Source organism: Roseibium sp. LAB1, assembly GCF_054658235.1.
The window spans coordinates 618,405-642,933 of the sequence record NZ_BAAGIB010000002.1; the positions used below are offsets into that span (position 1 = coordinate 618,405).

22 protein-coding genes are annotated in these 24,529 nt (G+C 58.2%); 5 read left to right on the forward strand and 17 right to left on the reverse strand.

The genetic code is table 11. The features are described from left to right. The first annotated feature begins 9 nt into the window (after positions 1 to 9). Together ACYQ54_RS12805 and ACYQ54_RS12810 are read left to right on the forward strand one after the other, a co-directional pair. Positions 10 to 1,392 (forward strand): GMC oxidoreductase, encoded by a 1,383-nt coding sequence (locus ACYQ54_RS12805; protein ID WP_460082805.1) that lies wholly within the window; start codon positions 10 to 12, stop codon positions 1,390 to 1,392. Next, on the forward strand, positions 1,392 to 1,862 hold the full coding sequence (locus tag ACYQ54_RS12810; RefSeq protein WP_460082807.1) for a PAN/Apple domain-containing protein: 471 nt from the start codon (positions 1,392 to 1,394) through the stop codon (positions 1,860 to 1,862). Before ACYQ54_RS12805 ends, ACYQ54_RS12810 begins: the two co-directional genes overlap by 1 nt. A gap of 148 nt (positions 1,863 to 2,010) precedes the next feature. Here ACYQ54_RS12810 and ACYQ54_RS12815 read toward each other — a convergent pair whose 3' ends face one another. Continuing rightward, positions 2,011 to 3,804: an alpha/beta hydrolase gene (locus ACYQ54_RS12815; protein ID WP_460082808.1), complete on the reverse strand. Its 1,794-nt coding sequence runs from the start codon at positions 3,802 to 3,804 to the stop codon at positions 2,011 to 2,013. Positions 3,805 to 3,856: 52 nt separating this feature from the next. Between ACYQ54_RS12815 and ACYQ54_RS12820 the strand changes: the two genes are divergently transcribed. Continuing rightward, entirely contained in the window at positions 3,857 to 4,906 is a 1,050-nt protein-coding gene (locus ACYQ54_RS12820) for a glycosyltransferase family 2 protein (RefSeq protein ID WP_460082811.1), read from the forward strand. 7 nt (positions 4,907 to 4,913) lie between these two features. Here ACYQ54_RS12820 and ACYQ54_RS12825 read toward each other — a convergent pair whose 3' ends face one another. Next, positions 4,914 to 5,474 (reverse strand): polysaccharide deacetylase family protein, encoded by a 561-nt coding sequence (locus ACYQ54_RS12825; RefSeq protein WP_460082813.1) that lies wholly within the window; start codon positions 5,472 to 5,474, stop codon positions 4,914 to 4,916. Positions 5,475 to 5,844: 370 nt separating this feature from the next. On the opposite strand from ACYQ54_RS12825, the gene ACYQ54_RS12830 reads away from it, so the two are divergent. Continuing rightward, a complete protein-coding gene (locus tag ACYQ54_RS12830) occupies positions 5,845 to 7,161 on the forward strand; it encodes a lipopolysaccharide biosynthesis protein (RefSeq protein WP_460082816.1) in 1,317 nt (438 codons plus the stop codon). A 24-nt stretch (positions 7,162 to 7,185) separates the two neighbouring features. Here ACYQ54_RS12830 and ACYQ54_RS12835 read toward each other — a convergent pair whose 3' ends face one another. The 11 genes from ACYQ54_RS12835 to ACYQ54_RS12885 all read right to left on the reverse strand — a co-directional run bounded on the left by ACYQ54_RS12835 (position 7,186) and on the right by ACYQ54_RS12885 (position 18,237). Beyond that, positions 7,186 to 8,250 carry a glycosyltransferase family 2 protein gene (locus tag ACYQ54_RS12835; protein ID WP_460082818.1) on the reverse strand — a complete coding sequence of 355 codons (1,065 nt, stop codon included), beginning with the start codon at positions 8,248 to 8,250 and terminating at the stop codon, positions 7,186 to 7,188. A gap of 17 nt (positions 8,251 to 8,267) precedes the next feature. After that, positions 8,268 to 10,730 (reverse strand): glycoside hydrolase family 2 protein, encoded by a 2,463-nt coding sequence (locus ACYQ54_RS12840; RefSeq protein WP_460082821.1) that lies wholly within the window; start codon positions 10,728 to 10,730, stop codon positions 8,268 to 8,270. Next, positions 10,731 to 11,753: a DUF1839 family protein gene (locus tag ACYQ54_RS12845; protein ID WP_460082824.1), complete on the reverse strand. Its 1,023-nt coding sequence runs from the start codon at positions 11,751 to 11,753 to the stop codon at positions 10,731 to 10,733. An 11-nt stretch (positions 11,754 to 11,764) separates the two neighbouring features. Further along, positions 11,765 to 12,673: an amino acid--[acyl-carrier-protein] ligase gene (locus ACYQ54_RS12850; RefSeq protein ID WP_460082827.1), complete on the reverse strand. Its 909-nt coding sequence runs from the start codon at positions 12,671 to 12,673 to the stop codon at positions 11,765 to 11,767. A 2-nt stretch (positions 12,674 to 12,675) separates the two neighbouring features. Then, positions 12,676 to 13,857 carry an acyl-CoA dehydrogenase family protein gene (locus tag ACYQ54_RS12855; protein ID WP_460082829.1) on the reverse strand — a complete coding sequence of 394 codons (1,182 nt, stop codon included), beginning with the start codon at positions 13,855 to 13,857 and terminating at the stop codon, positions 12,676 to 12,678. A gap of 3 nt (positions 13,858 to 13,860) precedes the next feature. Then, on the reverse strand, positions 13,861 to 14,109 hold the full coding sequence (locus tag ACYQ54_RS12860) for an acyl carrier protein (RefSeq protein ID WP_006933785.1): 249 nt from the start codon (positions 14,107 to 14,109) through the stop codon (positions 13,861 to 13,863). 211 nt (positions 14,110 to 14,320) lie between these two features. Then, positions 14,321 to 14,851 (reverse strand): cytochrome b, encoded by a 531-nt coding sequence (locus tag ACYQ54_RS12865; protein ID WP_460082831.1) that lies wholly within the window; start codon positions 14,849 to 14,851, stop codon positions 14,321 to 14,323. 87 nt (positions 14,852 to 14,938) lie between these two features. Further along, a complete protein-coding gene (locus ACYQ54_RS12870; RefSeq protein WP_460082832.1) occupies positions 14,939 to 15,721 on the reverse strand; it encodes a class I SAM-dependent methyltransferase in 783 nt (260 codons plus the stop codon). Positions 15,722 to 15,723: 2 nt separating this feature from the next. Continuing rightward, on the reverse strand, positions 15,724 to 16,770 hold the full coding sequence (locus ACYQ54_RS12875; protein WP_460082834.1) for a glycosyltransferase family 4 protein: 1,047 nt from the start codon (positions 16,768 to 16,770) through the stop codon (positions 15,724 to 15,726). A gap of 6 nt (positions 16,771 to 16,776) precedes the next feature. Further along, positions 16,777 to 17,175, reverse strand: coding sequence for a 6-pyruvoyl trahydropterin synthase family protein (locus tag ACYQ54_RS12880; RefSeq protein ID WP_460082836.1), 399 nt, complete (start codon positions 17,173 to 17,175; stop codon positions 16,777 to 16,779). Positions 17,176 to 17,214: 39 nt separating this feature from the next. Continuing rightward, entirely contained in the window at positions 17,215 to 18,237 is a 1,023-nt protein-coding gene (locus ACYQ54_RS12885) for a zinc-dependent alcohol dehydrogenase (protein ID WP_460082838.1), read from the reverse strand. A 147-nt stretch (positions 18,238 to 18,384) separates the two neighbouring features. Here ACYQ54_RS12885 and mdoH point away from each other — a divergent pair, with 147 nt between their 5' ends. Further along, entirely contained in the window at positions 18,385 to 20,157 is a 1,773-nt protein-coding gene (gene mdoH / locus ACYQ54_RS12890; protein ID WP_460082840.1) for a glucans biosynthesis glucosyltransferase MdoH, read from the forward strand. A 473-nt stretch (positions 20,158 to 20,630) separates the two neighbouring features. Here mdoH and ptsN read toward each other — a convergent pair whose 3' ends face one another. From ptsN to lptB, 4 genes are all read right to left on the reverse strand, one after another. Then, positions 20,631 to 21,098, reverse strand: a complete 468-nt coding sequence (gene ptsN, locus ACYQ54_RS12895; protein WP_460082842.1) for a PTS IIA-like nitrogen regulatory protein PtsN — start codon at positions 21,096 to 21,098, stop codon at positions 20,631 to 20,633. A gap of 60 nt (positions 21,099 to 21,158) precedes the next feature. Then, positions 21,159 to 21,746: a ribosome hibernation-promoting factor, HPF/YfiA family gene (gene hpf / locus ACYQ54_RS12900; RefSeq protein ID WP_460082843.1), complete on the reverse strand. Its 588-nt coding sequence runs from the start codon at positions 21,744 to 21,746 to the stop codon at positions 21,159 to 21,161. Between the two features lie 291 nt (positions 21,747 to 22,037). Beyond that, on the reverse strand, positions 22,038 to 23,591 hold the full coding sequence (rpoN, locus tag ACYQ54_RS12905) for an RNA polymerase factor sigma-54 (RefSeq protein WP_460082845.1): 1,554 nt from the start codon (positions 23,589 to 23,591) through the stop codon (positions 22,038 to 22,040). Positions 23,592 to 23,680: 89 nt separating this feature from the next. Continuing rightward, positions 23,681 to 24,436, reverse strand: coding sequence for an LPS export ABC transporter ATP-binding protein (gene lptB, locus ACYQ54_RS12910; RefSeq protein ID WP_460082847.1), 756 nt, complete (start codon positions 24,434 to 24,436; stop codon positions 23,681 to 23,683). Positions 24,437 to 24,529: the final 93 nt, after the last annotated feature.

Here is a 24,529-nt window from a genome sequence, read left to right on the forward strand (position 1 = left end):
GCCTGTTCAATGTACGTCAATATCAACGAAATTCAGTTTGAGAATTACGATGTCATCGTGGCTGGGTCCGGACTGGCGGCTTTTGCACTCGTGAAACGACTGGGAAGGGCCGGCAAATCTGCACTGATGCTCGAAAGCGGCAAGGTCGAATACGACGGAACTCTGCAGGAAAACTTCACCAGGATGTTCGGCCGCGGTCACTTCGATGCACAGTACTGGCCATTGCACTGGGGGCGCATGCTCGGGGGAACGTCGGCTTTCTGGGCCGGGTGGTGCACGCCTCTGACAGAACGCAATTTCAAGGAGTGGCCCATTTCGCGCAAGGAGCTTGAGCCTTATTATCTTCTTGCGGCCAAATATTTGCGACGGACCGATGATTTTCTCACATACGAAAAACCCTTCGTGCCTGGATTCGAATACCGGCCGTTTTCGGCAGACTCCGCCCTCAACCTGAATGCCGAGCCAAATCTTCTTGTGGATCTTCCACTCGCCGACATCGCACTGAATTCAACTCTCAACGGCGTGCTGCCCTCTGAAGACAGGCGTTCGGTAAAGGCGGTCTCTATCTACACTCCGGATGGTTCGGAAATTGTCATGCAATTGCGTGAAGGCCAGACGCTCGTGCTTGCCGCCGGAGGCATCGGGAATGCTCAGATCCTTCTCAATTCCAGTACCGACACAGGAAACGCCGTCGGCAATGACGAGGACCAGGTTGGCCGCTATTTGATGGAGCATCCTCATTTTTATGATTGTGGACGCATCCTGGCCGCCGCGAACCTGAGCCTGCCCACGGTCCCGAAGAATTTTGGCGAAGCCATTCCGGCGATTATACCGGACGATGAGCTTTACAAGCAACTCGGGTCATTGGACATGTCGCTCGAGTTTCTCGACAGCGACCTGAATCTGGACGACCCTGTGGAAAGATTCCTTACAAGCAGGTTCAGCTCTGGCCCCAAAGCCTATGATCTGAATGTCCGCGCTGAAATGCGCGCTGAACCCGAAAATAGAGTAACGCTCGCAGAGGGGCGCGATCCGTCGGGTCTGCGCCGTGTCAGAGCGATCTGCTACATTGGTACTGATACGTTCCGGGCAGTGGACTCTGCCCTGGAGGCATTGAGCAACACACTCATCGAAGACGGCCCGTCTCGGCTCAGCATCCGCAATGATGAGATCGCCCGACAGGTGACCGGCGGAGGCCACACGATGGGCACCACACGTATGGGCACCTCTCCGCGGACAAGCGTCGTTGACAAGGACTGCCGCGTCCACGGATATGTGAATCTTTTTGTTGCGGGGTCATCAGTCTTCACGACCGGTGGTTACGCAAATCCGACCCTGACGATCATGGCCCTTGCCGCAAGGTTGGGCGACAAGATATCCGGAAACGCATGATGAAGCCTGTTTCAAGACGAGACTTTCTTCTTGGTGTCGGCGGCGTCGCAATTGGTGGTGCCGTGGCAACCGCTGTTGGTCTGACCTTCAGAGCGGAAATCAAGAAGATCATCGGGCTTCCAGGTCTCCCCGAAGATCGGACCCTGCCGACATATGATGACGGCTGGTTGTTGACGGAAGAGGAATGGGAGACGTTTCAGAACGCCGACAAGGCGGTAACGAGCGAGATACTCGAAATTCGCGACAATGTTGACATTCCCGGTGGTGACTATGAGGAAGTCAAGGTCAACAGTGTCCAGGAATGCGTCACCGCCTGCGAAGAGGATTCGAGTTGCAAGGCCTTCACCTATGCACGGGCATCACATTCCGACAGCAAGAAACGGCGCGCCTGCTGGTTGAAATCCGGTTCGACGGGGACACCGTCAACCGGGGATTCCCGGTATCTTTCCGGTCGGCGCGACGGCTGGTAGAAAGCGCAGGACCGCAACAGGATTTCGACAGCAGAAATTCCGCAGCCGGTTTTGTTCGCGGCAGCTTTGAACCTTCAACGATTTGAGCCACTCAGTGCTTGAGAAGCGCCAGTCCTGCAAAACGGCAGGGCCAGACCTGTGACGAAACCTAATCCAGCCGGCCAACGCCCGACGCAAAATCAACCAAAAGCGTCTCAACCTCTTGCCTTGCTTTCAGTGGGGTCAGATTGTGATCGGCATTCGCAATGGAGGCTACGGTCACGTTCGGATAGGCCTTGAGGCCTGATGTGTCAGCGCCAAACCAAAGAGCCAATTCCCCCAAGCCCCGATCTCCTTCGCTATAAACCAGGCAAACGGGGACATTGCGGTTCTGAAGCGAATCCAGTCTGTTGAAGAGAACGGATGACAGGCGGTGATGCTTGGAAAGAGAGCGGATTACCGGTGCAAGGGCCTTGTCTGCTTTTGTCGAAAGGGCACGAGCAACCTTCTTGCCCGCCGACAGGAGATTGATATCACCGGACAGTACCCGCCTGACGGTTTCGTTTTCGAAAAGCTTTTGACTATAGGTTCCCAGAGTCTCGATCGGTTCCCGGATCGCCTGATCGACATCTTCATCAGGATCCCAGACCAGTCGCCGCGGATTGATCAGGAAAGCTGCAGACACACTCGGTTCCTGCGCCGCCGCAAGCAGGGTCAGGTAGGCACCACTACAGCGCCCTGCCAAAATGATCCGCTTCACCTGCAAGCGCTCACTCAACCAGTTGACCGCTGCCGTCACATCGGCAACCTGACGGTCTGAGTAAAGCACTTGAGGCTGCTGGTCCGGCCAGTACCGGCTTTCACCGATACCTGCCAGGTCCACGCGAAGTACAGCAACGCCGCTCTCCGCCAACGCACGGGAGAAATCGACGGCCATTCGCGCCCAGCCAATGGAATGGTCGTAGCCGGAATTGAGAATCACGACCGCCGTGTCCACCGATTTGTCCGCAGGCAGGGTAAGAGCTCCGAAGAACATGTTTCCCTTCCCAAAGCGTACCAGCTCTTCGTTAAGGCCGTCGGCAGACCAGCGATTGTCAGGAGCAACCTGGTCGGCAGAAGCTGTCTTCTTGTTGGCACAGTCTTCCGGCAACCTGTCTCTGACCCAGGACACGATCCGGTCCAAGGTTGCTTCGGGCACCACGGACAGCGTCGGATCGGACACGTAGTCGGCATAGCCGTCAAACGGTAGACGTTCCAGGGAAACGCCATCTTCCAAAAGTTGATCCGCAAGTTTCTGATCGCCTGGATGATCCGGGCGCTCCATCAGTAGCGTCGGCAGCTCGGCCGGGAGCTTCACCTTGAGCAGATTGAGGGTCTTGAGTTCCTCGGCTGTCGACCGAGACAGCACAAACCCACCAGCCATCAGGCCACCTTCCGGACCGTCGGACGAGTTGACAAGAAAAGTCGGCTGCGTCATGGCAGTCCAGGCGGCAAGCTCCCGCAGATAGGCGCGCCCTGGAAGCACAGGTGCCAGCAGTACCAGCCCCGCCAGAGATGCCTCCTGCGCCACAACACCGGCAAGGCTTGCGCCTACTCCCTGCCCAATGACCAGAAGTCGCCTGGCTCCGGTATGCCTCTGCAATTCCGTCAGAGCTGTCTTGACGGCGGTTCGCCATGCGCTGCTATCATCAACGGCATCCGATCTTCCCGCTGAATTCCCGGTCCCGGGATAATCGAAACGCAGACAGGGATACCCAGCAGCGGCCAGTTTCTCACCCAGCATTCGGTAGCTTTTTCGCGAGCAGAGCTCCTCATAGCCCCACGGGCTCAGCAGAAGAATGGCCGTGCTGCCTCCGGCAGGATGAAAGTACCCGGCCAGCCCTTCGAAGAAAAAGGGGCGCGCCGGGTCCAGGGATCCGCTTCTCTCGGGAGAGGCCTGCTTGTCGATCACTTGTAGGTCCATTCCAGGGCAACCGTTCCGAAGATACTTGGCGAAGGGTGAGTGCGACAGTCGCATGTTTCGCGACAAGATAATCCGAATGTTGTCAGGCTGCCCCGAACCTTTCTTTAATAATGAAGCAGCAGTCTTGAGTGCATTACAGAGCACAGCCTCTCTCAAAAAGGTCTTAACCCCGGATCGGAGCAAAGCTGAAATGATTAAAACTTCCGTGGCCATCGCCAGTATCGGCCGCGACTCCCTGCTCGATACGCTCCAGTCGCTTGCAAGGGTCCAGTTGCCGGCCCAGATGACTTTGGATGTTGTGATCGCGGACGATTCCAAGGATGGATCCGCAATCAGTCTTGTTGCAGCTCATCCGATCAAGAACCTTCAGATCACCTGCCTGAAAGTTGCCAGCGGCAACATCTCGACAGCGCGGAACGCCCTGCTGAACGCCGCTGAAGGCGACTGGCTGATATTTGTCGATGACGACGAATGGGTCGAGACGGACTGGCTGACAAAACTCTTCGCCTGCCAGCAGGAATTTGAGGCCGATGTTGTGATTGGCCCCGTGCATCCGGTTTATCCCGAGCAGACACCAGACTGGCTCAAGGCCGCCAACCCGCTCTACAACGACTGGGGTTTCCGCGGCAAACGCCTTTACACCGGGCGTGGCGGCAACACGCTGGTGAGGATGAACCTTATTCGCTCGCTGGAACTCAGATTTGACGAGGCCTTTGGCCGCACCGGAGGCGAGGATACAATTTTTTTCGCACAGGCCGCCGAAAGAGGTGCCCGGATCTTTGCAACGGACGACGCGATTGCGCGTGAACATGTCCCGGCGGATCGGCTGTCTGTGAATTACATTCTAAGTCGCGCTGTGCGTTCTGGTCAGTCATACGGCCAGATGCGCCTCACCCGACATCCCGACCCGATGTGGCATGTCGTCTTTGCGCTTGCCGCGCTAACAAAATGTGCCGCCGCTGGTGTTCTGGCTGTCGCAACCCGTTTGTTCGACCGTGGGTGTTCTTTCCGCATGCGGCAAAAACTGGCGCTCAACAAAGGCAAACTGCGCGCGGTTTTCGGCCTGCCACTAGCCGAGCTTTACCGGAAATCTGATTTGTAGAACCACATTAGATCCGGTAACGGAAACGCCGCGCCAGGGCGTAAAGCGAACTCTCGAATTTCTGCTTGGAGCCAACCCTTGGGCCGACATCCCGGTCAGGGTCGAAGCTGTCGGTGACGGACCAGCGCGGGCTGAACCAGGCATCGTCGTATGCCAGACCCGAAGTGCTGGTAAAGACCCGTCTGTAGCCCGCGGCCTTCAGTTCATGCAAAACTCGGCTGTTGAAAGCGCCGAACGGAATGGCTGCCTCTGAAACCTCCTGGCCCGCCACGTCCTCAATTTTCCGCCGGGCATCAACGATTTCCCTCTGAAATCCGTCTGTATCCAGCGTACGCCAATCGACGTGATCGAAGCCATGGCAGCCGATGGACGAACCTGCCGCGAGGATCTGGCGCATTTGGTCTGCAGACAGGTACCCCTGCGCACCGATGCGGCCCGCCAAGACAAAGAACCTTGCAGACCGACCGGCCTCTACAAGTGCCGGCAGTCCGATCTCGAAATCGGACAGGTTTCCATCATCAAACGTGACTGCCAGCCGAATGCCATGACGCTTTTCCAACGCGGACAAACTGCCGATTGTCGTTCGGTATATGTCGGCCGAAACGAAGTAGCGCTGCTCATCTGCAGAAACTGGTACCGCCGGCGCGCCTATGCCATGAAAAGTAAGAACTTGAGTTGTGGCCAGCATGGACCCCTCGCGACCTCTCGACTGCTGCATATTCTGCGTGAAACTCTGCCACGATCTGCCAGCAGAATATTCCAGCGAACCAATAACGCGAATATCTTGAAAAAAGCGTCACCGGATCAGAATGTTAACTGATGAAATGCTATGGATCGGGTTCCCATGAACCGTACGAACTCATCCGAGAACAATGAGCTGATCAAATCAATGCAAAGCCTTGCCATGTCGATCCCCAAATCAACCGTGAGGTTTGCCGGTGAGTGAGCTGCCCCAGCCAGAGCAGCGGAAGCCGGAAGGCATGATCGAAAAACTTCAGGAGATCAGCGCTCGCCCCGTCGTCCGTAACACAATGTTTTACGGCATCAATTTCGGTCTTCAGATCATCACCCAGTTCGGCTTCTTTGCCCTGATCAGCCGTGTGCTCGGTCCAAGCGGATACGGCATCTTTGCCAGCGTCTCGGCGGTTTCCCTCATGGTGAGTGTCTTCGTTGGTCTGGGAAGCGACCATCTGCTCATTCAAAGGATTGCCGTCAACCGCGAGTCCTTTGCTCAGTATTTTGGCCGTGCGCTTGCGATGATGCTCATAACGTTTGTGCCCGCCATTGCGATCGCACTCGGTATTTTCCATTTCCTCGACACAGGATCCTTCAGTATCTGGGGGTTACTCTGCATTTTGGCGGCCGAGTGCATCTTCCGGAAAATCTCCTTCCTGTGCTCGGCCACTTACATGGCTCATGACCGGGCAGGAAAACAATTTGCGATCGACAATGCCATCATGATCCTGCGGTTTCTGGCCGTCGCCGCCTTGACGCTGACCACCTACACGGTGGACCTGGACACCTGGGCGCTCTGGTACGTCTGCGCCAGCTTGCTGGCTTCCGGTGTGTCCCTAATCATGGTTCTGAGAGATTACGGCCTGCCTCGCCCTGTCTTCTCAGGCTTCGAGTTCAAGCAAGGCTTTCTGCTGAGCCTGGAATTCACGTCCGTTTCAGGCATGCGTGACCTCGACAAACCTGTTGTCGTCGAACTGCTCGGTCCGACACAGGCAGGTATCTACACCGCAGCATTCCGAATCATCGATGCCGCCACGACACCGATCAAGGCAGCCCTCTACGCGACCTATACCCGCTACTTCCGCCACGCCGACAAAGGCACAGAGCATGGTATCGCCTTCGGACTTCGGGTCCTTCCGATCGTTTCCGGACTGGGTGTCCTTGTTGCCGTTTTCATCTTCCTGATCGCCGGCTATGTGCCACTGCTGCTTGGTCCAGAGTATGAAGAAACGGTCGGTCTGATCCGTCTTCTTGCCATCTATCCCTTGCTGCTTGGCGCAGCCGGTATCGGTGCGGACATCATGCGTTCCATCGGCATGCAGGGAACGCGCGTCATCCTCGTGTTCGTGTCGAATTTCGTGATCGTAGGTGTCGTCTGGATAGGTTGTGACCTTGGAGCACTTGAAGGAGCCGTTCTGTCGCGCATGCTGCTTCAGGCCGCCATTGTCGCCCTGACCTGGGGCCTGATCGGGCGCAAAAGAGCTGAGATAGACGACAAAAACGGATCGTCCAGCGACTGACACCGGTCCCGGAACAAGTCCCAGTCAGGATGCTTTCAAGCGCGCACTCCAATAGGTGACCAGATCCTTCAAGCGCCGCTTTATCCGTCTGTGCTTCGCGTGGTTCTGACGTGCTTCCGACATGTCGAACAGACTGTCGTTGATGTCGTAGTCACCAAGCTGCCCGTCGGGAATATCTCCCCTTTCAACCCGCGCGATCAGTTCCGGTAGTGCCTTGTGAAACGCCGGAAAATGATATGGCGGATGCAGCGAATACAGACCGTCTCCCGATCCGGAGAAGCACATGTTGCCAAGGCCATGTTTCTGCAGGGTCAGGCTCAGGACCTGTTCCGCACTGAGAGCCTTGATCGGATTACCCAACAGGACACCGCGCAGTCGATAGGTCAACGGAGGTGTGTCGAGGTGCAGCACTCCCACACTGGACTTGAAGCGCTTCATGTCCATCAAAAAGATGCGCGTACTGACGAAGTGAAAGCGGTATGCGGGGCGTCCATTCACAAGAACCTCATCGAACGCCGCGTCGGCACCGACATGCTTGCCCTTCAGCCCATCTGGATGAGGCGGGCCCGGCAAGGGACTGGTGAAAAGCAGATCATCGCGTTCTTGCAGCAAGGCGATGGATTCCGCCACCCAGGTCTGGCTCTGTCCTCCGAACAGCATGTCCGCGTCCATGTGCAGAACGTAGTCGCTGTCCGACTCCAGAATACCCTGGAAATAGCAATAGAACGGACCGCCATCCCATGCCTTGTCCGGCATTTCCACCGAACCGAGGAAATATTTCGAGACGGCGTCCTTTTCCGTCTCACTGTAGTCGACCTCGTGAAAGGACAGATTTTCGTATTTGCTTTCAAGCACCGGATACAACGACCGGAACTGCTCCAAGCTGCTCATGTAACGATCCGCCCTTGGATCGCCCTTGTACCGGCCGGACTGGGGCGGACGAACGTCGACAGTGACGATCGTACGGTCCACCTGAGACCCGAACGTACGCATCTTGTGGGCCAGTGTGGCTTCGATATGCGGCAGGTCGAGCGGATAGGTATTAATCTGCATGGTAACCCGTGAAGGCACCTTTGACGAAGCGGTCATACTATCCCAGTTCCCGGTCACTCATTGTCTGTCGATTTGAAGGTCATTTGTCTAACAAGGTTGATTGCCTTGAGCACACCCGCGGGTTTCAACGTTTCGTCCGATGAACTACTCCGTATCAGCCTGATCTGCTTGGCATCACCCGGAGCCAGGTGAAACCAGTTGTCTTCCGGTTCAAATCCGGAAACGTCAACGGCTACCGACTGCAGGAACCGTCTGGCGCTGACCTTCAGCGACCAGGTCCCGCCGTCGTCCTGTTCCACGCTTACCTCGGGTGCATCGAAATGGTGCTGCTGACCGCGACCAAGCGGAAAATGGTGGGCTTCAGAGATCAGTTCACCAGTTTGCGCATCCGCAAGACGCACTACGGTGACATCGTGCGACGCGGGACCGAACCGGTAGGCGTAGGTAACGTCGAAGAAGGCTCCAATCAGCTCAACCGCATTGAGCGTCCTGGCACTGCGCGGTTCCAGAACCAGATCCTGCTCGCCGGAAACCACCGGAACCTGTCCATCCCGGAGGCAGGCAATGCTGAGCTTGACCGGCTTTTCTTCAGCCCGTTCGTTGATGACGTGGATGGCAAGCCCGTTGGTACCTTCGTCGCTCACACACACATGAACCGGCTGAAATGCCCGTTTAAGCGCATACCAGGCAGGCTTGGGCCGTCCGGCCGCATCAATCAGTCCCCAGCCGGCGCCGATGGCAAGGTCGGACAAAGTCCAGACCAATGCACCCTGGCAACTGGATGCGGGTCGCCGCCATTCAGAAAAAGTTTCACTCATGACCTCGCCGGTGACAGCTCTGCCCAGGTCGAGATACCTGTCCGGATCGCCGTACCGCAGGCTGGCAGGCTCCACACCGTAGAGCCGCTTCAGATAGTGGTCGCGCACATCCTCAAAATCCCAGCCGGCACCGCGGTCGCGTGGCACCCTTGCTTTCCAGCGCGGATCATGGCCGGGCTTCACCGGCAATCCGTCGTCCAGGCTCTGCTGAACGGGAATGTTGGAGAAGGCAAGGCATTCACCCGCAAAGCGGACATCTGCTCTCCTCGCGTCTTCCAACGGCCGCAAATATGCTCCAACGCCGTAATAATGCGCGATGCCTTCATTGGGGGAAAACGGCAGGACACCACCACATGGCGAGTTCGCTGCATAAGGTACATCCGGGCGCAGCGCAGCGGCAATGGCCGGCAGGATCTCCTCGCACAGCGGGCCTTTCCAGCGATCCTCGGGAAGCCCCATCATGGCGCCCTGCTGGTAGATCTCGCTGCCGCCACACAATACGGCAAGCGACGGGCAACCCATGCTTTCATCCAGTTGGTCGCGCAGTTCCGCGTCAACCTCTCCGACAAAGGCATCGTCCTTCACGGGATAGTCGTAGTTGGCGAACTGGCAATCCTGCCAGACAAGCAGGCCGAGTTCGTCGCAAAGCTCGAAGAAGGCACGGCTCTCGTAAAGCATCGTGCCGCCGACGCGCAGCATGTTCATGCCGGCATCGCGTGCCCTTTCCAACAGCGGACGATAAGCCTCGCGGCCGGACGACAGGGTCAACAGATCCGCATTGGTCCAGACGGCTCCGCGGCAAAAGACGGGATCTCCGTTGACCTTCAGGCCAAAGCCCTTTCCATCAGCACCGTGGTCTGTCTCGATCCTGCGAAACCCGGTCTTTCCCAGCGAAAACGTCTGGTCTGCGCACTGAATTGTCACATCATAAAGCGCAGGTTCACCGTGGGTGTGCGGCATCCAGGGTGTAACGCCCTCAGGGAGGAGGGTTGCCGCAAAGGTGCCATCGTCCTGAAGGGTCATCTTCACCGATGCACCGGCACAGCTCAGCTCCGGAACGGCTTCCGTGTTTTCAAGCCTGACCGTTACCGACAGGGCCGCGCTGCCGTCCGGTGCCAAGTCCGCGAGAATGTGCTTGTAGACGATGCGCGGCGCTGCTTCGGGCTCAAGCCGGATCGGACGATACGGGCCGACCGCATGGATTTCCGGACACCAGCCGGGCATGTGGCCGAGCAGCGTGGTCCGCACCAGCCGGAGGCCCTGGCTGGTTGCGAGTTGCGGTTTCCAGCGAGCACGAGGGCCTTTTGCATTGAGCTCCGGTTCAAGCGCACGGAAACAGATCTTCAGAACATTGCGTGAGGCAAGTTCGACGGTCAGGCTGTATTTCCGGAACATGTTCCGGCTTGAGAGAACCTCAACGTCGTTCAGATAAACCTGCGCAATGGTCGCCAGTCCGTCCAGGCACAGGCGGTATCGACCTGGCTCGGCGTCGAACCAGCCTTCATACCAGACATCCTTGCCATGAAGGGGAACAGGATTGTCCGGATCGTAGCGACCGGCTTTCGCGAGAGCCCCTGCGACCGTGCCCGGAACACTTGCAGGAACAAGTTCCCACTGATGGCCTGTCGCAAGCGGTGTTTCAAAGGCTCCAGGCTCTGTCAGAGACAGCGACCAGGTCGCTTCGCTCAGGTCGATCATTCAAGCCCCGGCTGCGCTGACAACTGGACTGAACCGGGGTTCCTGATCGCCATAGTGAAGGTCGAGCAACTGCATCAGGTTGTCCCAGGCGTTGACTGCGGGCAGCAGCCCCTCGTCCAGTCCCTGGAACTTCTTGCGCATGACGGCGCGGGCCAGTTTGAACTGGATCATCTTGCACGTGGACGAGATGGTTTTGGCCATTTCCACACCACCGGTCAGGTCGGTCCTTCCTTCAGCCACCAGCCACTCCAGATAGGATGAAAACAGCTCGAAATTCGCACCGAGCTGGCGCAGCGTGTTGAAGGCATAAAGGTGGAAGAAGCCGAATTCGCGTTCGCAGATCTTTTCCACCTGTGCCGGAAAGACGCTTGCGAATGCGGCAATCGGGTTCTGCTGCGGTCGGCGCTTCAGATGATGGCGCAGCAGGCTTTCCGAAACACTGAGGATGTGACCTGACGTCGGCAGCGTGCCTGGAAGCTTCACGAATTCCGTGTAAGGCAGGAACGGCGTCGCCTTTTCATGCACGCCTCGCTGGAACACCCCGTCGAAATCGTCCCCTTCAAGCCGGTGCAGGCCCAGTCCGTGGAAATATTCCATTGTCCGGGCTTCAAAATCCATCCAGTTGACCGCGATCGTGGTCTTGCCGTGCGCCTCGTGATAGCCGACGCCTTGCGTATCCGGCAGAAAGTAACTGTCCACTTCAACCAAGGACAGCCGGCCCCGTTCGATCTGCTGCTGAACATGGGCCTCGACACGGTCGTAGATCGCCAGTTCTGTAACCTTCAGGCCGTAAAGCGCTTCCAGGTCTTCCAGAGGCACCTTGAAGAAGGTGAACTGGTCGCCTTCGAAATCCTGAGTGACCGAATAGGAAAGACAGGCCTCCGCCGGCAGGCCGAGAGACGGCAACACCTCGATCCAGACATCTAGATAGCAGTTGGTTTCGGGCCAGTCCCGCTCCTGGGAGTGAAGCGGGCCCCGCACGTAAGTCGCCGCATTGAAGCGGTCAAACACGGCTTGCGTCATGTTGCGTCCCCTTATGCCCAAAGCGTGGCACGGACGCCTTCAGGCCATTTGGACGTGTCGAAACCGTGATGGCGGAAGAGCGCAAGCGCCAGGCGCTCCAGACCGAAGCCGACACAGGCGGTGTGGGCGGGCGTGCCATCGGCCTGGCGGATGTCCCAGGCCTTGCCGAAGTTATCCATGTGGTAGTTGAAGCTCATGCAGGCCGTCGGGTTTTCCTCCGATGTGATCGGCACCAGCATTTCGAACTTCAGTTCCTGCTCCCGCTGGCCAGAGGCCATGATCTTGCCGGCACGGCCGAAGAACGGATCATTGGCCACATCGACATGATGCGGCAGCTGCAGCCGTTCCATCATGTCCGAGCCGCGCTGTTTCCAGGTTTCGCGGAAAGCCATGGTCTGTTCGGCGGAGCCGACCCGCACGTATTCGCGCTGACGGAACATCTGCATCCGGGCTGGATCCTTGGAGGGCTCGTGGCGGAAGCAGTAGGACTGCAACGCAACGTAGGCGCCTTCCGACGGCAATGGGCCGCGGCGCGACAGGATGGGGTAAAGCGGATAGCAGGCAGCCGGGGTCAGCGCCACCTGGGTCGGCTTCTGGTCCTTGGACCAGTCCTCCCCCGCAGCCATGCATTGCAACAGCCCCATGTGGTCATGGTCGGTGCCGCAAAAGGCGTGAACCGTTCCCGCAAGCTGCGGAAAGTTCTTCATGTAGCCGCTGGTTTCGAAATCCTGCATGGTCATTCCCGGCGGGAACACCATCGCTTCAGAGATTTCGTCCTGCCCGTAAGTGAGTGCAAATTTTTCGAAACGGGCAATAACGTCTTCAAATTCGCCGCTGCGGGCATAAAGACCGTCGACGCCGCTGTCATGCAGCACGCCTTTGGCAAAGAGCTGATCCAGAAAAGAGACTTGCGCGTCCATCATTACCCCAAAAGACTGGTGTCTTGCTTGTTGACCAGGAGCATCGTGGACGTATTGCCCAAAATACGGTCGTTGGAAATCATCAGCTGCGCCGAATGCGCGTCGCGCAGATGGCGGCCGAGGCTGAACGGCGTGCCGTTCTTGTAGCCGGCGATCCCACAGATCAGCATGCAATGGTTGATGATCGTCAGGATCGTCTGCGACGTGCCGATCTTCACGTTGTTCATGGCAACGGAGAAGCTCATGGCATTCAGCGCATCGCTGTCACCCTTGCAGCCTTCGAACTGCTTCAGACCGGCAACGACATTGGCCTTGACCAGTTGCAGAAGGCTGGACGCTTCGGCCAGACGCAGCGCACCCGGAGGCACCTGTCCCGGCGTCTTGCGTGCGGCAGCCTTGACGAAACTCTGCGAGCGCGCAACCGCGTCAGCGGCTATGCCGTACCAGAGCGCGCCCCACAGCAGGTGGGAGACCGCCAGCATGGATTGCGCCGCGATCTCCGCGAAGGGGCGCGGCAGGATCTGCTCGGCCGGAGCTTCTGCCTTGAAAATATATCCGTCGGAGCAAGTTCCGCGCATGCCGAGCGTGTCCCATTTGCTGGTCTGCTCAAGCGTGTACTGATCTTTCAGGAATATGGTCGCGACCTGGTCGGAATGCGCTGCATCCACGTGCCGGCGGGACGTCACCATGATGGCATCCGCATTGGCGCCGTAGGAAATCACGGTCGCATCCTTGGTGAGGCGCACGGTGTCGCCTTCAACCTCGATCGCACAGATCGAATTCCGCAGGTTGCCACCAATCCCGGCCTCGCTGGTCGCAGAGGCGATCAGAAGCTGTTCGTTGCAGATCCGCTTCTGGAAGGCTTCATGCCAGGCACTGTCAACGGCATAATCCGCCAGACTGGCAATCTGGATCTGGTGCATGGCGTAGGTCATCGCTGTGGCGGCACAGGACTGTCCGAGGATTGCGCAGATATCGGCGATCTCGGTCAGCGTTGCCCCTTCCCCGCCGAATTCCGGACGGATCATGACACCCATCAGCCGTTCCGCTTTCAAGGCGTTCATGCCTTCGGCAGGAAAACGGCCTTCCACATCAACCTTGTCGGCAAATTCGGCGGCGACCTTGGCGGCACGTTTGGCGCGATCTGCCAACCCCATGGCAGTGATCTTGGCTGCGGCGGTCATGGATCAGGCAGCCTGTTCTTTCAGGATTTCGGTCAGAGCAGCGTCGATCGCGTCAATGGACGAGAAAGATTTGCGGTTCAGCAAATGCTCCGGGAATTCGATGTCAAATTCTTCCTCGAGCGCCAGCATTACCTGGACGGATGCAAAAGAAGACAGACCGGCATCGTAGAGGTCAGCACCGTCCGCGACGTCATCGATAGAAACCGGCAGATTGCCATGTTTTGCCAGAAGGGTCCGAATGGTCTGTTTCATGTTAGTCCTTACCATTTTCTAACGGTTCCACTTGAACCGGTTCCTGAATTCCGAAGCGTCATTTAGAACAAAAAACAATAAACTGTACTTAAAGGGCATGGTAAAAAATTACAAAACGAGAACTATTAAAGTTTGTTAAGTTAACGCTTCTTCAAACTTTGCCTGGACTTGCGGATATTTCCCGCCTTCGCAGAAATTGCCCTGCAAAAACTCAGATCATGCGACTGAGAACACCGTCCTTGCGAACAAGTCCGTGGTAAAACGCGGCAGCAATATGCAACACCACGGCGGCCGTGAAGAGTAGCCCTAGCACAAGATGGATCTGGAAAAGCTGGTCGGCCAACGCACGGTCCTTGGCAACTATGGCTGGCATGGTGAACAGACCGAAGACCGAGATTGCCGCACCATATGCGGAGGTTGCCACCCAGCCGATAAACGGATTGACCAACAGGAACCCGTACAGGAAAACGTGGGTGATCCTGGCCGCAAATTGTTGCCAGAGCGGCATACTGTCCGGCAAGGGAGCCGGTTTGTGGGTGAGCCGGTAAACGAGACGCAGCACGGTCAGCAGCATAAGCACGACGCCGACCGAGCGATGGAAATCGAACAGCTGGTTCTGCAGAGCCCCTCCGTCAATCCGGATCATGACAAGGCCGGCAGGAACCATGGTCAGCACCAAAAGGGCAGTCAGCCAATGGATCAGCCGGGCAATCGGGCTATAGCGTTCGTCACTTGCGCCCATATCGCACCTCTCCTCTCCTGCCTGCACACAGTCTAGGCAGACCGCCAGCTTTCAACAAGCCCCGGAAAGAAGCCCGCAACAGGTGTTTTACGGCAAGGCGGTGAAATCGACGTGACCTACGGTGAGATGGACGTTCCCGGAGCGGATCTGTTCCTCCCGAACCGACCACCACTGCGCCACTTCCGCTTCATCCAGCGCAACATCCCTGCCGACACTTCGCCAGCCTCCGAGCAGTTCCATCAGAAACTCCGCTGAAGACTGGTCCGCCTGCCAGTCGGACCGGCCCTGCACCACCTTGTAGCCCCGATCCTGGAACAGCGAGATGGCACGCATGGCGGCGGCCGGACCGAGAGCGGGCCCGAACCCCTTGTCAGACAACTGATGCGTGTTGTGAGCTTTAAAAAGCGTGGCGTCGAAGGCAAGTTCCGGTGAGAACGCCGCACGTCCGTCATAGGTCAGGCTTGCCAGAAACGGCTTTTTCGCCTGCACCACACGGTCAACGAGCCGGACCAGAAACGGTTCGGAGACGAGATCCAGAAAAGCGGATGTAGTCACCGCATCGACGTCGGCGAATGGCAGCTCTTCCAGGTCGCGTGCAAGGTCGATCTGCCGCGTTGTCACACTATCCTTCCAACGCTCTCCGGCAACCTTCAACAGCGCGGGATCATAGTCGGTCAGGAGCCACTCCACTGCGCTGTGTCGGCGTTGCGAAAGAGCCGAGACAGTCGACCCGGCACCACTTGCAAGGTCCATGATGCGCGAGGGTCCACTGCCGAGAGCAGTGAAGAACGCGGTTTCCACTTCCTCGTTTCTGGCCGCGAGGTCGACCGGCTCGCGCAAGGCAAGCCATTCGGGCGAAAAACCGGTCATCGTCAAACGTCCTGTAACAGGTATGCAAACAGGCGCGCGGCGTCTGTCCAGTCGGGCAACATCTCTGCGGCCTTTCTGGCTTCGGCGCTCAATCTTGCACGCTCATTCTGGTCGGAAATCAGTGTCTCAAGTGCGCAGCGCAAAGCATCGACATCCTCGACCCCGCAATAGATCGCCGCCCCTTCCGGCAGCGTTTCCTTTACAGCACCACCGCCGCTGCCGATCACCGGCAAGCCATGGGCCAGCGCTTCCGTGTAGGCCATGCCGTAACCTTCATATCGGCTCGCCAGCACGAATACGTCCGCCGAGCGATAATAGCCGGCGAGTTTCTGCGCTGGAAGGGCACCGTGAAAGGTGATCCTGTCGACAAGATCAAACTCGCGTGCCTGGTTCAGAAGTGCCTGGTAACAGGCAGGATCGGCTTCAAGCCCGCCGACGATATTCAGGTGCCAGGGCAACGCCTTGAGGCTGGACAGCGCGGACACCAGAAGGTCGTACCCCTTGCGTGGCAGCAAGGTGCCGACCGACAGAAGCCTTGTGACGTCGTTTCGAGAACGCTCAAAAGGCTCAGGCTTGTCCGTTCCAGGCAGAACCGCCGTAATACGATCCGGCGATATGCCGAACAGATCTTCGACCTGTGCTCCGGTTGCCGGGCTGGTCACGATGATGTGGCGCGCGAAAGCCAGCACGCTGTTCTCGCTCTGGAAAAGCGTCTCGGCCTGATCCTTCGACAGACCGTTTTCAAGGCAGAGCGGGTGATGCACCAGAGCAACCAGTCTGATCCTTTCCTGCAGCCGTTCCATGGCTGCCGCCATTACACCGAGGGCAAGGCCGTCGACGACGACAATCGACCCTTCCGGAACCGCCGACAACCGGTATTCGGCCTGCCGAAGCGTTTCTTCGGTGGGAAACGGAAAGCCGTCTCCGAGAGAAACAAGATCGACATCCCAGCCGAGCGTGCGCAGACCGTCTACAATCCTGCGATCGTAGCCGTAGCCGCCGGTTGGTGTGTCCAGGTCTCCCGGATAGGCAAAGACAAGCGCGGGCATGGCCGGTCAGATCCCGGCTTCATACCAGGCGCGGGCGACGTGGGATTCGGAGATCGTCACGCGGATCGCCTTCAGTTCCGACCCCGGGCGCCCCAGCCGGTCATCCCTTGCCGCTTTGGCAAGGTGGTCATGAATATGTTTGGTCAGGAACTCGGTCGTGGTGTTGACGCCGGCAAATTCCGGAACCTCGTCGAGGTTCTTGTAGTTCAACGGTAGCAGAACTTCCTTCAAGGCTTCATGGGCTCGGCCGATATCGATCACCACACCGTTGGAATCGAGGCTTTCGGCCAGGAACGCTGCATCGATCACGAAGGTGGCGCCATGCAACGCCTGGGCGGGACCGAACAGTTCTCCCTTGAACGAGTGGGCAATCATGACGTGATCGCGAACTTCAACTGCAAACATATTATTATCCTGAAATTACGAGGAAAATTGGAGGGCGTCTCAGAGGACGGCCTGGTTGGGTCTGTCATACACAACAAGCGCGGCAAGCACATCCGACGCCTTGTTCAACAAGTCGGGAAGCTGCCGTGGCAGATCCTGAAAAGCCACCTTGTGGGTGATGAGACAGTCGAGCACCGGATCGGCCAGCAGGGAAAGTGCCGTTTCCAGCCTGCGGCGGTAGGTCCAGCGTGCCTGGCGCTCCACCGGGATCGTTCCAACCTGGCTTGAGACCAGCTTGAGGCGGCGGCAGTGAAAATCTGCTCCGAGCGGTGCCGAGACCGCCTGCGCGCCATACCAGCTCAACTCGACGATAGATGTGCCGTCTCCGGCGCAGGCAAGCGCCGTGGCAAGGCCGGCCGATGTCGCACTCGTGTGAAACACCAGGTCCTGATTGCCCGGCGCGTCTTCGGGCAGCGAAAATTCCAATCCCAGCGCCATGGCAGCTTCCGCACGGTCAGGGTTTGTATCAACGACCGTCACTTTTGATCCGGGCAACCGCCCGGCAACGTATGCGGTCAGGAGACCGACAACACCACCTCCGACCACGCAGATGTGATCCCCAGGTGATGGTTTTCCGTCCCATAACGCATTAAGTGCCGTTTCCATGTTGGCCGCCAAGACGGCCCTTTCGGCGGAAACGCCATCGGGAACCGGCGCGCACGACATGGAGGGGAGCGTAAAGACGCTTTGATGAGGGAAGAGCGAGAATACGAGGCGGCCGTTGAGATCCGGGTCCCCCGCAAGGACCCTGCCGACGTTTGCGTAGCCGTATTTCACCGGAAACGGGAACTCACCTTCCTGATGCGGCGCGCGCATGCGCTGCCATTCGCTCGGCGGAACGTCGCCGCGAAAGACAAGGCCTTCCGTTCCCCGGCTTATCCCGCTAAAGAGCGTTCCGACCAGCACTTCTCCGGTTTGCAGCTCACTCAAGGAAACAGTCTCCAGTCCGCATCGACCAGGTTCGGTGTACCACAGCGCCTGCGCATTGCCTGTGTCGCGCGTCACCGGTGCTTCTGCGGTCATCCTTTATCCTCTGCGGTCATCAACCCTTGCCTTTGTCAACGTTAGGACATTTTGACATGCGCACTATTGCGATGATTGCTCCGATTGGAAGTCAAAAAAATGTTTCGAGCCTTTGACATGCCAAAATTCAATGGATCACTTACAACCATGACCGCACGGCGTTTGACCTTCGCGGCCCTTCTCGGGCTCAGCTTTGCCGGCCTAGGCACCCTGATGACGCTGACGCTTTCTCCCGGCGGCTATACGGGTCTCGACGTCTTCATTCTCATCTGTTTCCTGATCACGCTGCCCTGGACCATTATCGGCTTCTGGAACGCCGTGATCGGCCTGCTCATCATGCGGCTTGCCAAAAACCCGGCCGACGCCGTCTGCCCGATCGACCACGGTGATCCGACCCAGCCACTGCGAAGCTCGACGGCGTTGCTTTCCTGCGTCCGCAACGAAGACACTGAAAGCCTGGAAACCAACCTGAACGCCATGGTGTCTCATCTGATACGCGCAGGCGAAGCGGGCCGGTTCACCCTTTACGTGCTGAGCGACACCAACATGGACGATGTTGCCCTTCAGGAGCAGCAGATGACGTCCCGGTTGAAGGATCGCTTCGGCGGCCAGATGGACGTGGTCTACCGGCGCCGCACGGACAATCGCGGCTTCAAGGCAGGTAATATCGAAGATTTTTGCGATCGCTGGGGCGATCGTCACGAGTTCGCGCTGGTTCTGGATGCCGACAGCTATATGTCCGCCGAAGCCGTGATCGGCCTGGTGCGCCGCATGGAAGCCAATCCCCAGCTTGGCATTCTGCAAAGCCTGGTGGTCGGCCTGCCAACGGACAGCGCCTTTGCCCGTATTTTCCAGTTCGGCATGCGGCTCGGCATGCGCTCCTACACCATCGGCAGCGCCTGGTGGCAGGGCGACTGCGGACCGTATTGGGGCCACAATGCCATTTTGCGGATCAAACCCTTCAAGGACAGGTGCCGCCTGCCGGAGCTGCCCGGTACGGGCCCGCTTTCCGGCACCATTCTCTCCCACGATCAAGTGGAAGCCGTCCTGATGCGCCGTGCCGGCTACGAAGTGCGTGTGTTGCCGCTGGAAACAGGCAGCTATGAAGCCAATCCGCCGCATCTGCTGGAGTTTATCCGCCGGGATCTGCGCTGGTGTCAGGGCAACCTACAGTACCGCCGCCTGATTTCGCTGCCCGGTCTCAAGCCCGTCAGCCGGATGCAGCTCCTACTGGCCATCCTGATGTTTCTCGGCTCGCCCGCATGGCTGGGCTTCATGACCTCTGCTGCCATCCTCGGCATGGTCACCGACTATATGCCTTATCGTCCCGATACCGGCGCCCTGCTCTTCTTCACGATTCTGACAATGGTGTTCGCTCCGAAACTGGCAACAGTCGCCGACGTGCTTGCCCGGCCGGATCTTCGCAAGGCTTTCGGTGGCCCTGTTCGTGTCGTCTTGAGCGTTCTGGCGGAGATCGTCTATTCAGCGATGCTGGCACCGATCATGGCGGTGGCACATTCGCTTTTCATGGGCGGGCTCCTGTTCGGCAAGACCATAGGCTGGGGCGCGCAGGCACGCGGCGTCCAGCGCCTGCCGATGCTGCTGGCAGTGCGCAAGCTCTGGCCGCAGACACTCTTCGGACTGGCCGGGTTTGCCTGGCTTTCCACCCAGCCCATCGACCTGGTGTGGCCGGTCATTCCCGTTGCCATCGGTCCGCTGCTGGCGGCAGTGATCGCAGTGACAACTTCCACCAGAACGCTTGGGCAGATCGCGATCCGCTCGACCCTATGGCGCATTCCCGAGGAAACAAACCCGCCTGCGGAACTGGCCGACCTGCATCTTCCGGCCCTGACCAAAGGCGCGGTTTCCACCCCGCAGCAAGGACTTGTACAGGGCGATGCCAATCCGGCAAAAGCCTGAGACGCATCTGCAACACAATCCCTCCCCGGCCACGTGCGAGCCAATGGCCGGGGCAGCTTTCAAATCAGCGCTGCTGCCAAACTGCGTCTGGGCAATGCCACGTCTCTGTTCGAAAGGCTCTGGAAACGGGTAGGTTCCGGCTCTCCGCCTCGCTGCGGCCGGGGCGACACCCGAAAGTAGCGTCCAACGTTTCTTTGCTCAGGCAAGGTGCCGGACAGATACCAGAAGACCGGCATGCGGTCGCTCTACGCCAGGTTCAGCCAAAGACAACCGTGCTGTCGTCCCGGCCAAGCAGAGCGTGAACCGGGTCGGGGAGCCGCAGGGTTTCGTGCCCTGTCAGGCTTAAGAGCCACGCTCCAGTTCCCGATCACAGAGCGAAGCGCTGCGTCCGGTCAGATTGATCTGGGGAGCGCCCACAAACCAAAAGACCGGCCTTGCGGCCGGTTCTTTTGCGTCAGGAAGCCTTGAACCGATTAAGCGGCGTTGGAAGAAGCCAGCGGCTGGGTCAAGAGGGCATAGATCTCCTGCGCGTCATGAGACGCGCGAATGCCCTGAGTGACGGCACCGTCGCGTAGCTGGCGCGCAATCCGGGCCAGTGCCTTCAGATGGTCAGCACCAGCGCCTTCCGGCGCCAGAAGCAGAAACACCAGGTCAACCGGCTCGTCGTCGAGAGCATCGAAATCGACCGGCTTTTCCAGCTTGGCAAACAGTCCGACCAATCGGTCGAGCCGCGTCAGCTTGCCGTGCGGGATCGCGATGCCGTGACCGACACCCGTAGAGCCCAGACGTTCGCGCTGAAGAAGCGTGTCGAAGATTTCCCGTTCGGAAAGACCGGTCAGTTCAGATGCCTTTCCGGCGAGTTCCTGAATTGCCTGTTTTTTGCTTTTGGCCTTGAGCCCGGCAATTACCGCGTCTTTACCCAGAAGATCACTAAGATCCATTAGTCCGCCTACAAGTTTCAGAAGCCGGCTTCCCGAAGGAAGCCGACCCCATCCGCATCCTTATTCGGCAGCCTGATTGGCTACCAATGCTGGGTCTATCCAGCCAATATTGCCGTCTGGCCTGCGATAGACAACATTGACTCCGCCATTTGCCGCGTTTTTGAACAACACGACCGGCGCTTCGGTCAAATCCAGCTCCATTACCGCCATACCGACGGTCATCGTTTTAACTTTTGCGGAAGTCTCGGCAATCACCAGCGGATTGAAATCCACCGGCACTTCCTCGTCTTCCTCGGGCGAAGCAAGCACGTAAGATGCTGCCTCAAGAGCCTCCCGGTCGTGGCCGTTGGGGCCATGATGGTCCTTCAGCTTGCGCTTGTAGCGGCGAAGCCGCTTTTCAATCTTTTCCGCAGCCAGATCGAAGCTGGCGCGCGGGTCCTGATCCTGCGCGGACACTTGAAGCACAATACCGGTGTCCAAATGCAGGCTGCATTCAGACTTGAAGCCTGTGCCCTCCCTGCTGAGCGTAACGTGGCCTGTGAAGCCGCCTGTGAAATATTTTTCCAGAGCGTCTTCGATTCGGTCTGTGACGTGGACGCGCAGTGCATCGCCTACATCGACATTCTTACCCGAAATCCGCAAAGCCATGGGGACCTCTTCTTTTTCTATTGACCGATAGGTCACCGGCGTTGCTGCCGGTGTTGAAACGCGAGACGTTTCAAGCTTACAGAATGGACCAGTCAGCGCCGAAGCGCCATCCCCTGTTTACGTCACGAGGGCGGTGCTATAATTGCGCTCGCTCAAAGAGTCAATTGAATATGAATTAAAGAAACAATCTTGAAAAAGAGCCGTGTAATTGCCTTGTATTGTTTCAGTGGAAATCTCTGAAACATTTTAAATATTGCACCATTGAGCCCTAACGGCAGATTGTTTCAGGACTTAAAGCCGCACGTTTTTTTCCCGCCGGCGCTGAACGGACGATCCGATCTTCATGGCTTCGCGGTATTTGGCAACTGTCCTGCGTGCGATATCGACGCCGTCGTCCTTCAGAATTTTGACAATCGTATCGTCCGACAGGATCGCCTTCGGGTCTTCGGCATCGATCATCTGCTTGATGCGGTGACGAACCGACTCGGCAGAATGGGCATCGCCCCCCACTGTTGCGGAGATGGCTGAGGAGAAGAAATATTTCAACTCGTAGATGCCGCGCGGGGTCGCCATGTACTTGTTCGACGTCACCCGGCTGACCGTCGATTCGTGCATGCCTATCGCTTCCGCAACCGTCTTCAGGTTGAGCGGGCGCAGGTGGGCAATGCCGTAGGTCAGGAAGCCGTCCTGCTGGCGCACGATCTCCGTTGACACCTTCAGGATCGTCCGGGCGCGCTGATCGAGGCTTTTGGCCAGCCAGTTGGCCGTCTGCAGCGAGTCGGTCAGATACTCCTTCTCGGTCTCGTTGCGGGCCGTCTTGATGACCTTGGCGTAATAGGTCTGATTGACGAGCACCTTCGGCAAGGTGTCAGAGTTCAGTTCAATCGCCCAGGTTCCGTCATTGGCCGGACGCACGAACACATCCGGTACGACCGGCTGCACCAGTGCCGAACCGAAAAAGCTGCCGGGCTTGGGATCGAGCGCGCGGATCTCCGCAATCATCTCGACCAGATCCTCGTCGTCGACACCACAGACTTTCCGCAAGCCGGGCAGATCCCGTCTCGCCAGCAGTTCGATGTTGTCAATCAGAGCTTCCATGGCGGGATCGAAGCGGTTCTTGTCGATTAGCTGCAGCTTCAGGCATTCGGCCAGACTGCGCGCGAACACACCCGCGGGTTCAAAGGTCTGCAAGACGGCAAGAACACTTTCCAGCCGTTCGCTCTCAACTCCGAGCTGCTCGGCCGTTTCGACGAAATCCAGGTAGAGATAGCCGTTTTCATCAAGCGAGTTGATCAGATGTGTCGCAATCAGCTTGTCGGCTTCGTCGCCGATCGCCAGGTGCATCTGTTCTTCTAGCGACGTAACGAGAGAGGCTTCGTCGGCAACGAAGGCTTCCAGGTTATAGTCTTCCGAAGCGCCGCTGCTGCCGGCGTTCTTGTAGCTGTCTCCCGCTTTCAGAAGGGCTGGATCAGGCGATGCGGGCACACCCGGCTCATCGGGAAAGACATTGCCGAGATCGGTATCCATACGCGAGGCGATCGCTTCCGACCCGGTTTCCAGGTCGTTCTGCATCCAGTCGCCGGTGTCCGGCTCATCGCCTTGCCGGGTCTGGTTGTCAGAGGCGTCGCCAAATGGGTCGGCTGGCGCGTCCCTGCCGCCATCCCCCTCCGCTCCGCCTTCGGCAACGTCGCTTTTTTCCAGAAGCGGATTGCGTTCCAGCTCGGCTTCGACATAGGCAACGAGATCGAGATTGGACATTTGCAACAGCTTGATCGCCTGCATGAGCTGCGGCGTCATGATCAGCGACTGGCTTTGTCGCATCTCCAGCTTGGTTGAAATGGCCATTGAGTTCCCAGGCAAGCGTTATTTCAAGTTGGTCTGCTTTTTGCTTATTCTTTGCAGGCCGAGTGTATAACGTAGCTGGCAGCGTGTCATCAAAGCGTAAATTGTTCACCCAGATAAAGCCGGCGCACGTCCGGATTGGTGACAATTTCCTGCGGCAACCCTTCCGTCAGCACCTCGCCCGAGGCAATGATGTACGCCCGGTCGATGAGGCCGAGCGTCTCGCGAACGTTGTGATCCGTAATCAAGACGCCGATGCCACGCTGGGTGAGATGGCGCACGAGCTGCTGAATATCGCCGACCGCGATGGGATCGATACCCGCAAAGGGTTCGTCGAGCAGCATGAAAGACGGGCGGCTTGCCAGCGCGCGCGCAATTTCGACACGGCGGCGTTCCCCGCCGGACAGCGCGATACTGGGCGACTTGCGCAAGTGGGTGAGCCCGAATTCCGCCAGCAGGGAATCAAGCTCTTCGCGGCGTTTCTGCCGGTTCGGCTCAACCACTTCCAGCACGGCGCGGATGTTTTCCTCCACCGTGAGGCCGCGAAAAATGGACGCTTCCTGCGGCAGATAGCCGATGCCGAGCCGGGCACGGCGATACATCGGCATGCGGGTGATGTTGAAGCCTTCCAGGGTGATCTGCCCCTGGTCCGGACGGATCAGCCCGGTGATCATATAGAAGGTGGTGGTCTTGCCGGCACCGTTCGGCCCCAGAAGCCCGACGGCCTCCCCCGGCTTCACGGACAGGCTGACATATTTCACCACCTGACGGCGGCCATAGGTCTTGCCAATGCCTTCGACGACCAGCGCCTGCGACAGATCTTCGCCATCATGGCCCGGTTCCGGCATGCTTCCTTGCAATCCGTTATACTCCGAAGACGTTCTCTTCACTGGCGCGCCGTCCATCCGATCATTGCCGCGGCTCCACATAAGGTCTGCGAC

What these genes read in the sequence shown, in the direction of transcription:
- ACYQ54_RS12805 (WP_460082805.1), top strand. Translation starts at nt 10, where the DNA reads ATGTACGTCAATATCAACGAAATTCAGTTTGAGAATTACGATGTCATC.
- ACYQ54_RS12810 (WP_460082807.1), top strand. Translation starts at nt 1,392, where the DNA reads ATGAAGCCTGTTTCAAGACGAGACTTTCTTCTTGGTGTCGGCGGCGTC.
- ACYQ54_RS12815 (WP_460082808.1), bottom strand. Translation starts at nt 3,804, where the DNA reads ATGGACCTACAAGTGATCGACAAGCAGGCCTCTCCCGAGAGAAGCGGA.
- ACYQ54_RS12820 (WP_460082811.1), top strand. Translation starts at nt 3,857, where the DNA reads ATGTTTCGCGACAAGATAATCCGAATGTTGTCAGGCTGCCCCGAACCT.
- ACYQ54_RS12835 (WP_460082818.1), bottom strand. Translation starts at nt 8,250, where the DNA reads ATGACCGCTTCGTCAAAGGTGCCTTCACGGGTTACCATGCAGATTAAT.
- ACYQ54_RS12840 (WP_460082821.1), bottom strand. Translation starts at nt 10,730, where the DNA reads ATGATCGACCTGAGCGAAGCGACCTGGTCGCTGTCTCTGACAGAGCCT.
- ACYQ54_RS12845 (WP_460082824.1), bottom strand. Translation starts at nt 11,753, where the DNA reads ATGACGCAAGCCGTGTTTGACCGCTTCAATGCGGCGACTTACGTGCGG.
- ACYQ54_RS12850 (WP_460082827.1), bottom strand. Translation starts at nt 12,673, where the DNA reads ATGGACGCGCAAGTCTCTTTTCTGGATCAGCTCTTTGCCAAAGGCGTG.
- ACYQ54_RS12855 (WP_460082829.1), bottom strand. Translation starts at nt 13,857, where the DNA reads ATGACCGCCGCAGCCAAGATCACTGCCATGGGGTTGGCAGATCGCGCC.
- ACYQ54_RS12860 (WP_006933785.1), bottom strand. Translation starts at nt 14,109, where the DNA reads ATGAAACAGACCATTCGGACCCTTCTGGCAAAACATGGCAATCTGCCG.
- ACYQ54_RS12865 (WP_460082831.1), bottom strand. Translation starts at nt 14,851, where the DNA reads ATGGGCGCAAGTGACGAACGCTATAGCCCGATTGCCCGGCTGATCCAT.
- ACYQ54_RS12870 (WP_460082832.1), bottom strand. Translation starts at nt 15,721, where the DNA reads ATGACCGGTTTTTCGCCCGAATGGCTTGCCTTGCGCGAGCCGGTCGAC.
- ACYQ54_RS12875 (WP_460082834.1), bottom strand. Translation starts at nt 16,770, where the DNA reads ATGCCCGCGCTTGTCTTTGCCTATCCGGGAGACCTGGACACACCAACC.
- ACYQ54_RS12880 (WP_460082836.1), bottom strand. Translation starts at nt 17,175, where the DNA reads ATGTTTGCAGTTGAAGTTCGCGATCACGTCATGATTGCCCACTCGTTC.
- ACYQ54_RS12885 (WP_460082838.1), bottom strand. Translation starts at nt 18,237, where the DNA reads ATGACCGCAGAAGCACCGGTGACGCGCGACACAGGCAATGCGCAGGCG.
- mdoH (WP_460082840.1), top strand. Translation starts at nt 18,385, where the DNA reads ATGACCGCACGGCGTTTGACCTTCGCGGCCCTTCTCGGGCTCAGCTTT.
- ptsN (WP_460082842.1), bottom strand. Translation starts at nt 21,098, where the DNA reads ATGGATCTTAGTGATCTTCTGGGTAAAGACGCGGTAATTGCCGGGCTC.
- hpf (WP_460082843.1), bottom strand. Translation starts at nt 21,746, where the DNA reads ATGGCTTTGCGGATTTCGGGTAAGAATGTCGATGTAGGCGATGCACTG.
- rpoN (WP_460082845.1), bottom strand. Translation starts at nt 23,591, where the DNA reads ATGGCCATTTCAACCAAGCTGGAGATGCGACAAAGCCAGTCGCTGATC.
- lptB (WP_460082847.1), bottom strand. Translation starts at nt 24,436, where the DNA reads ATGCCGGAACCGGGCCATGATGGCGAAGATCTGTCGCAGGCGCTGGTC.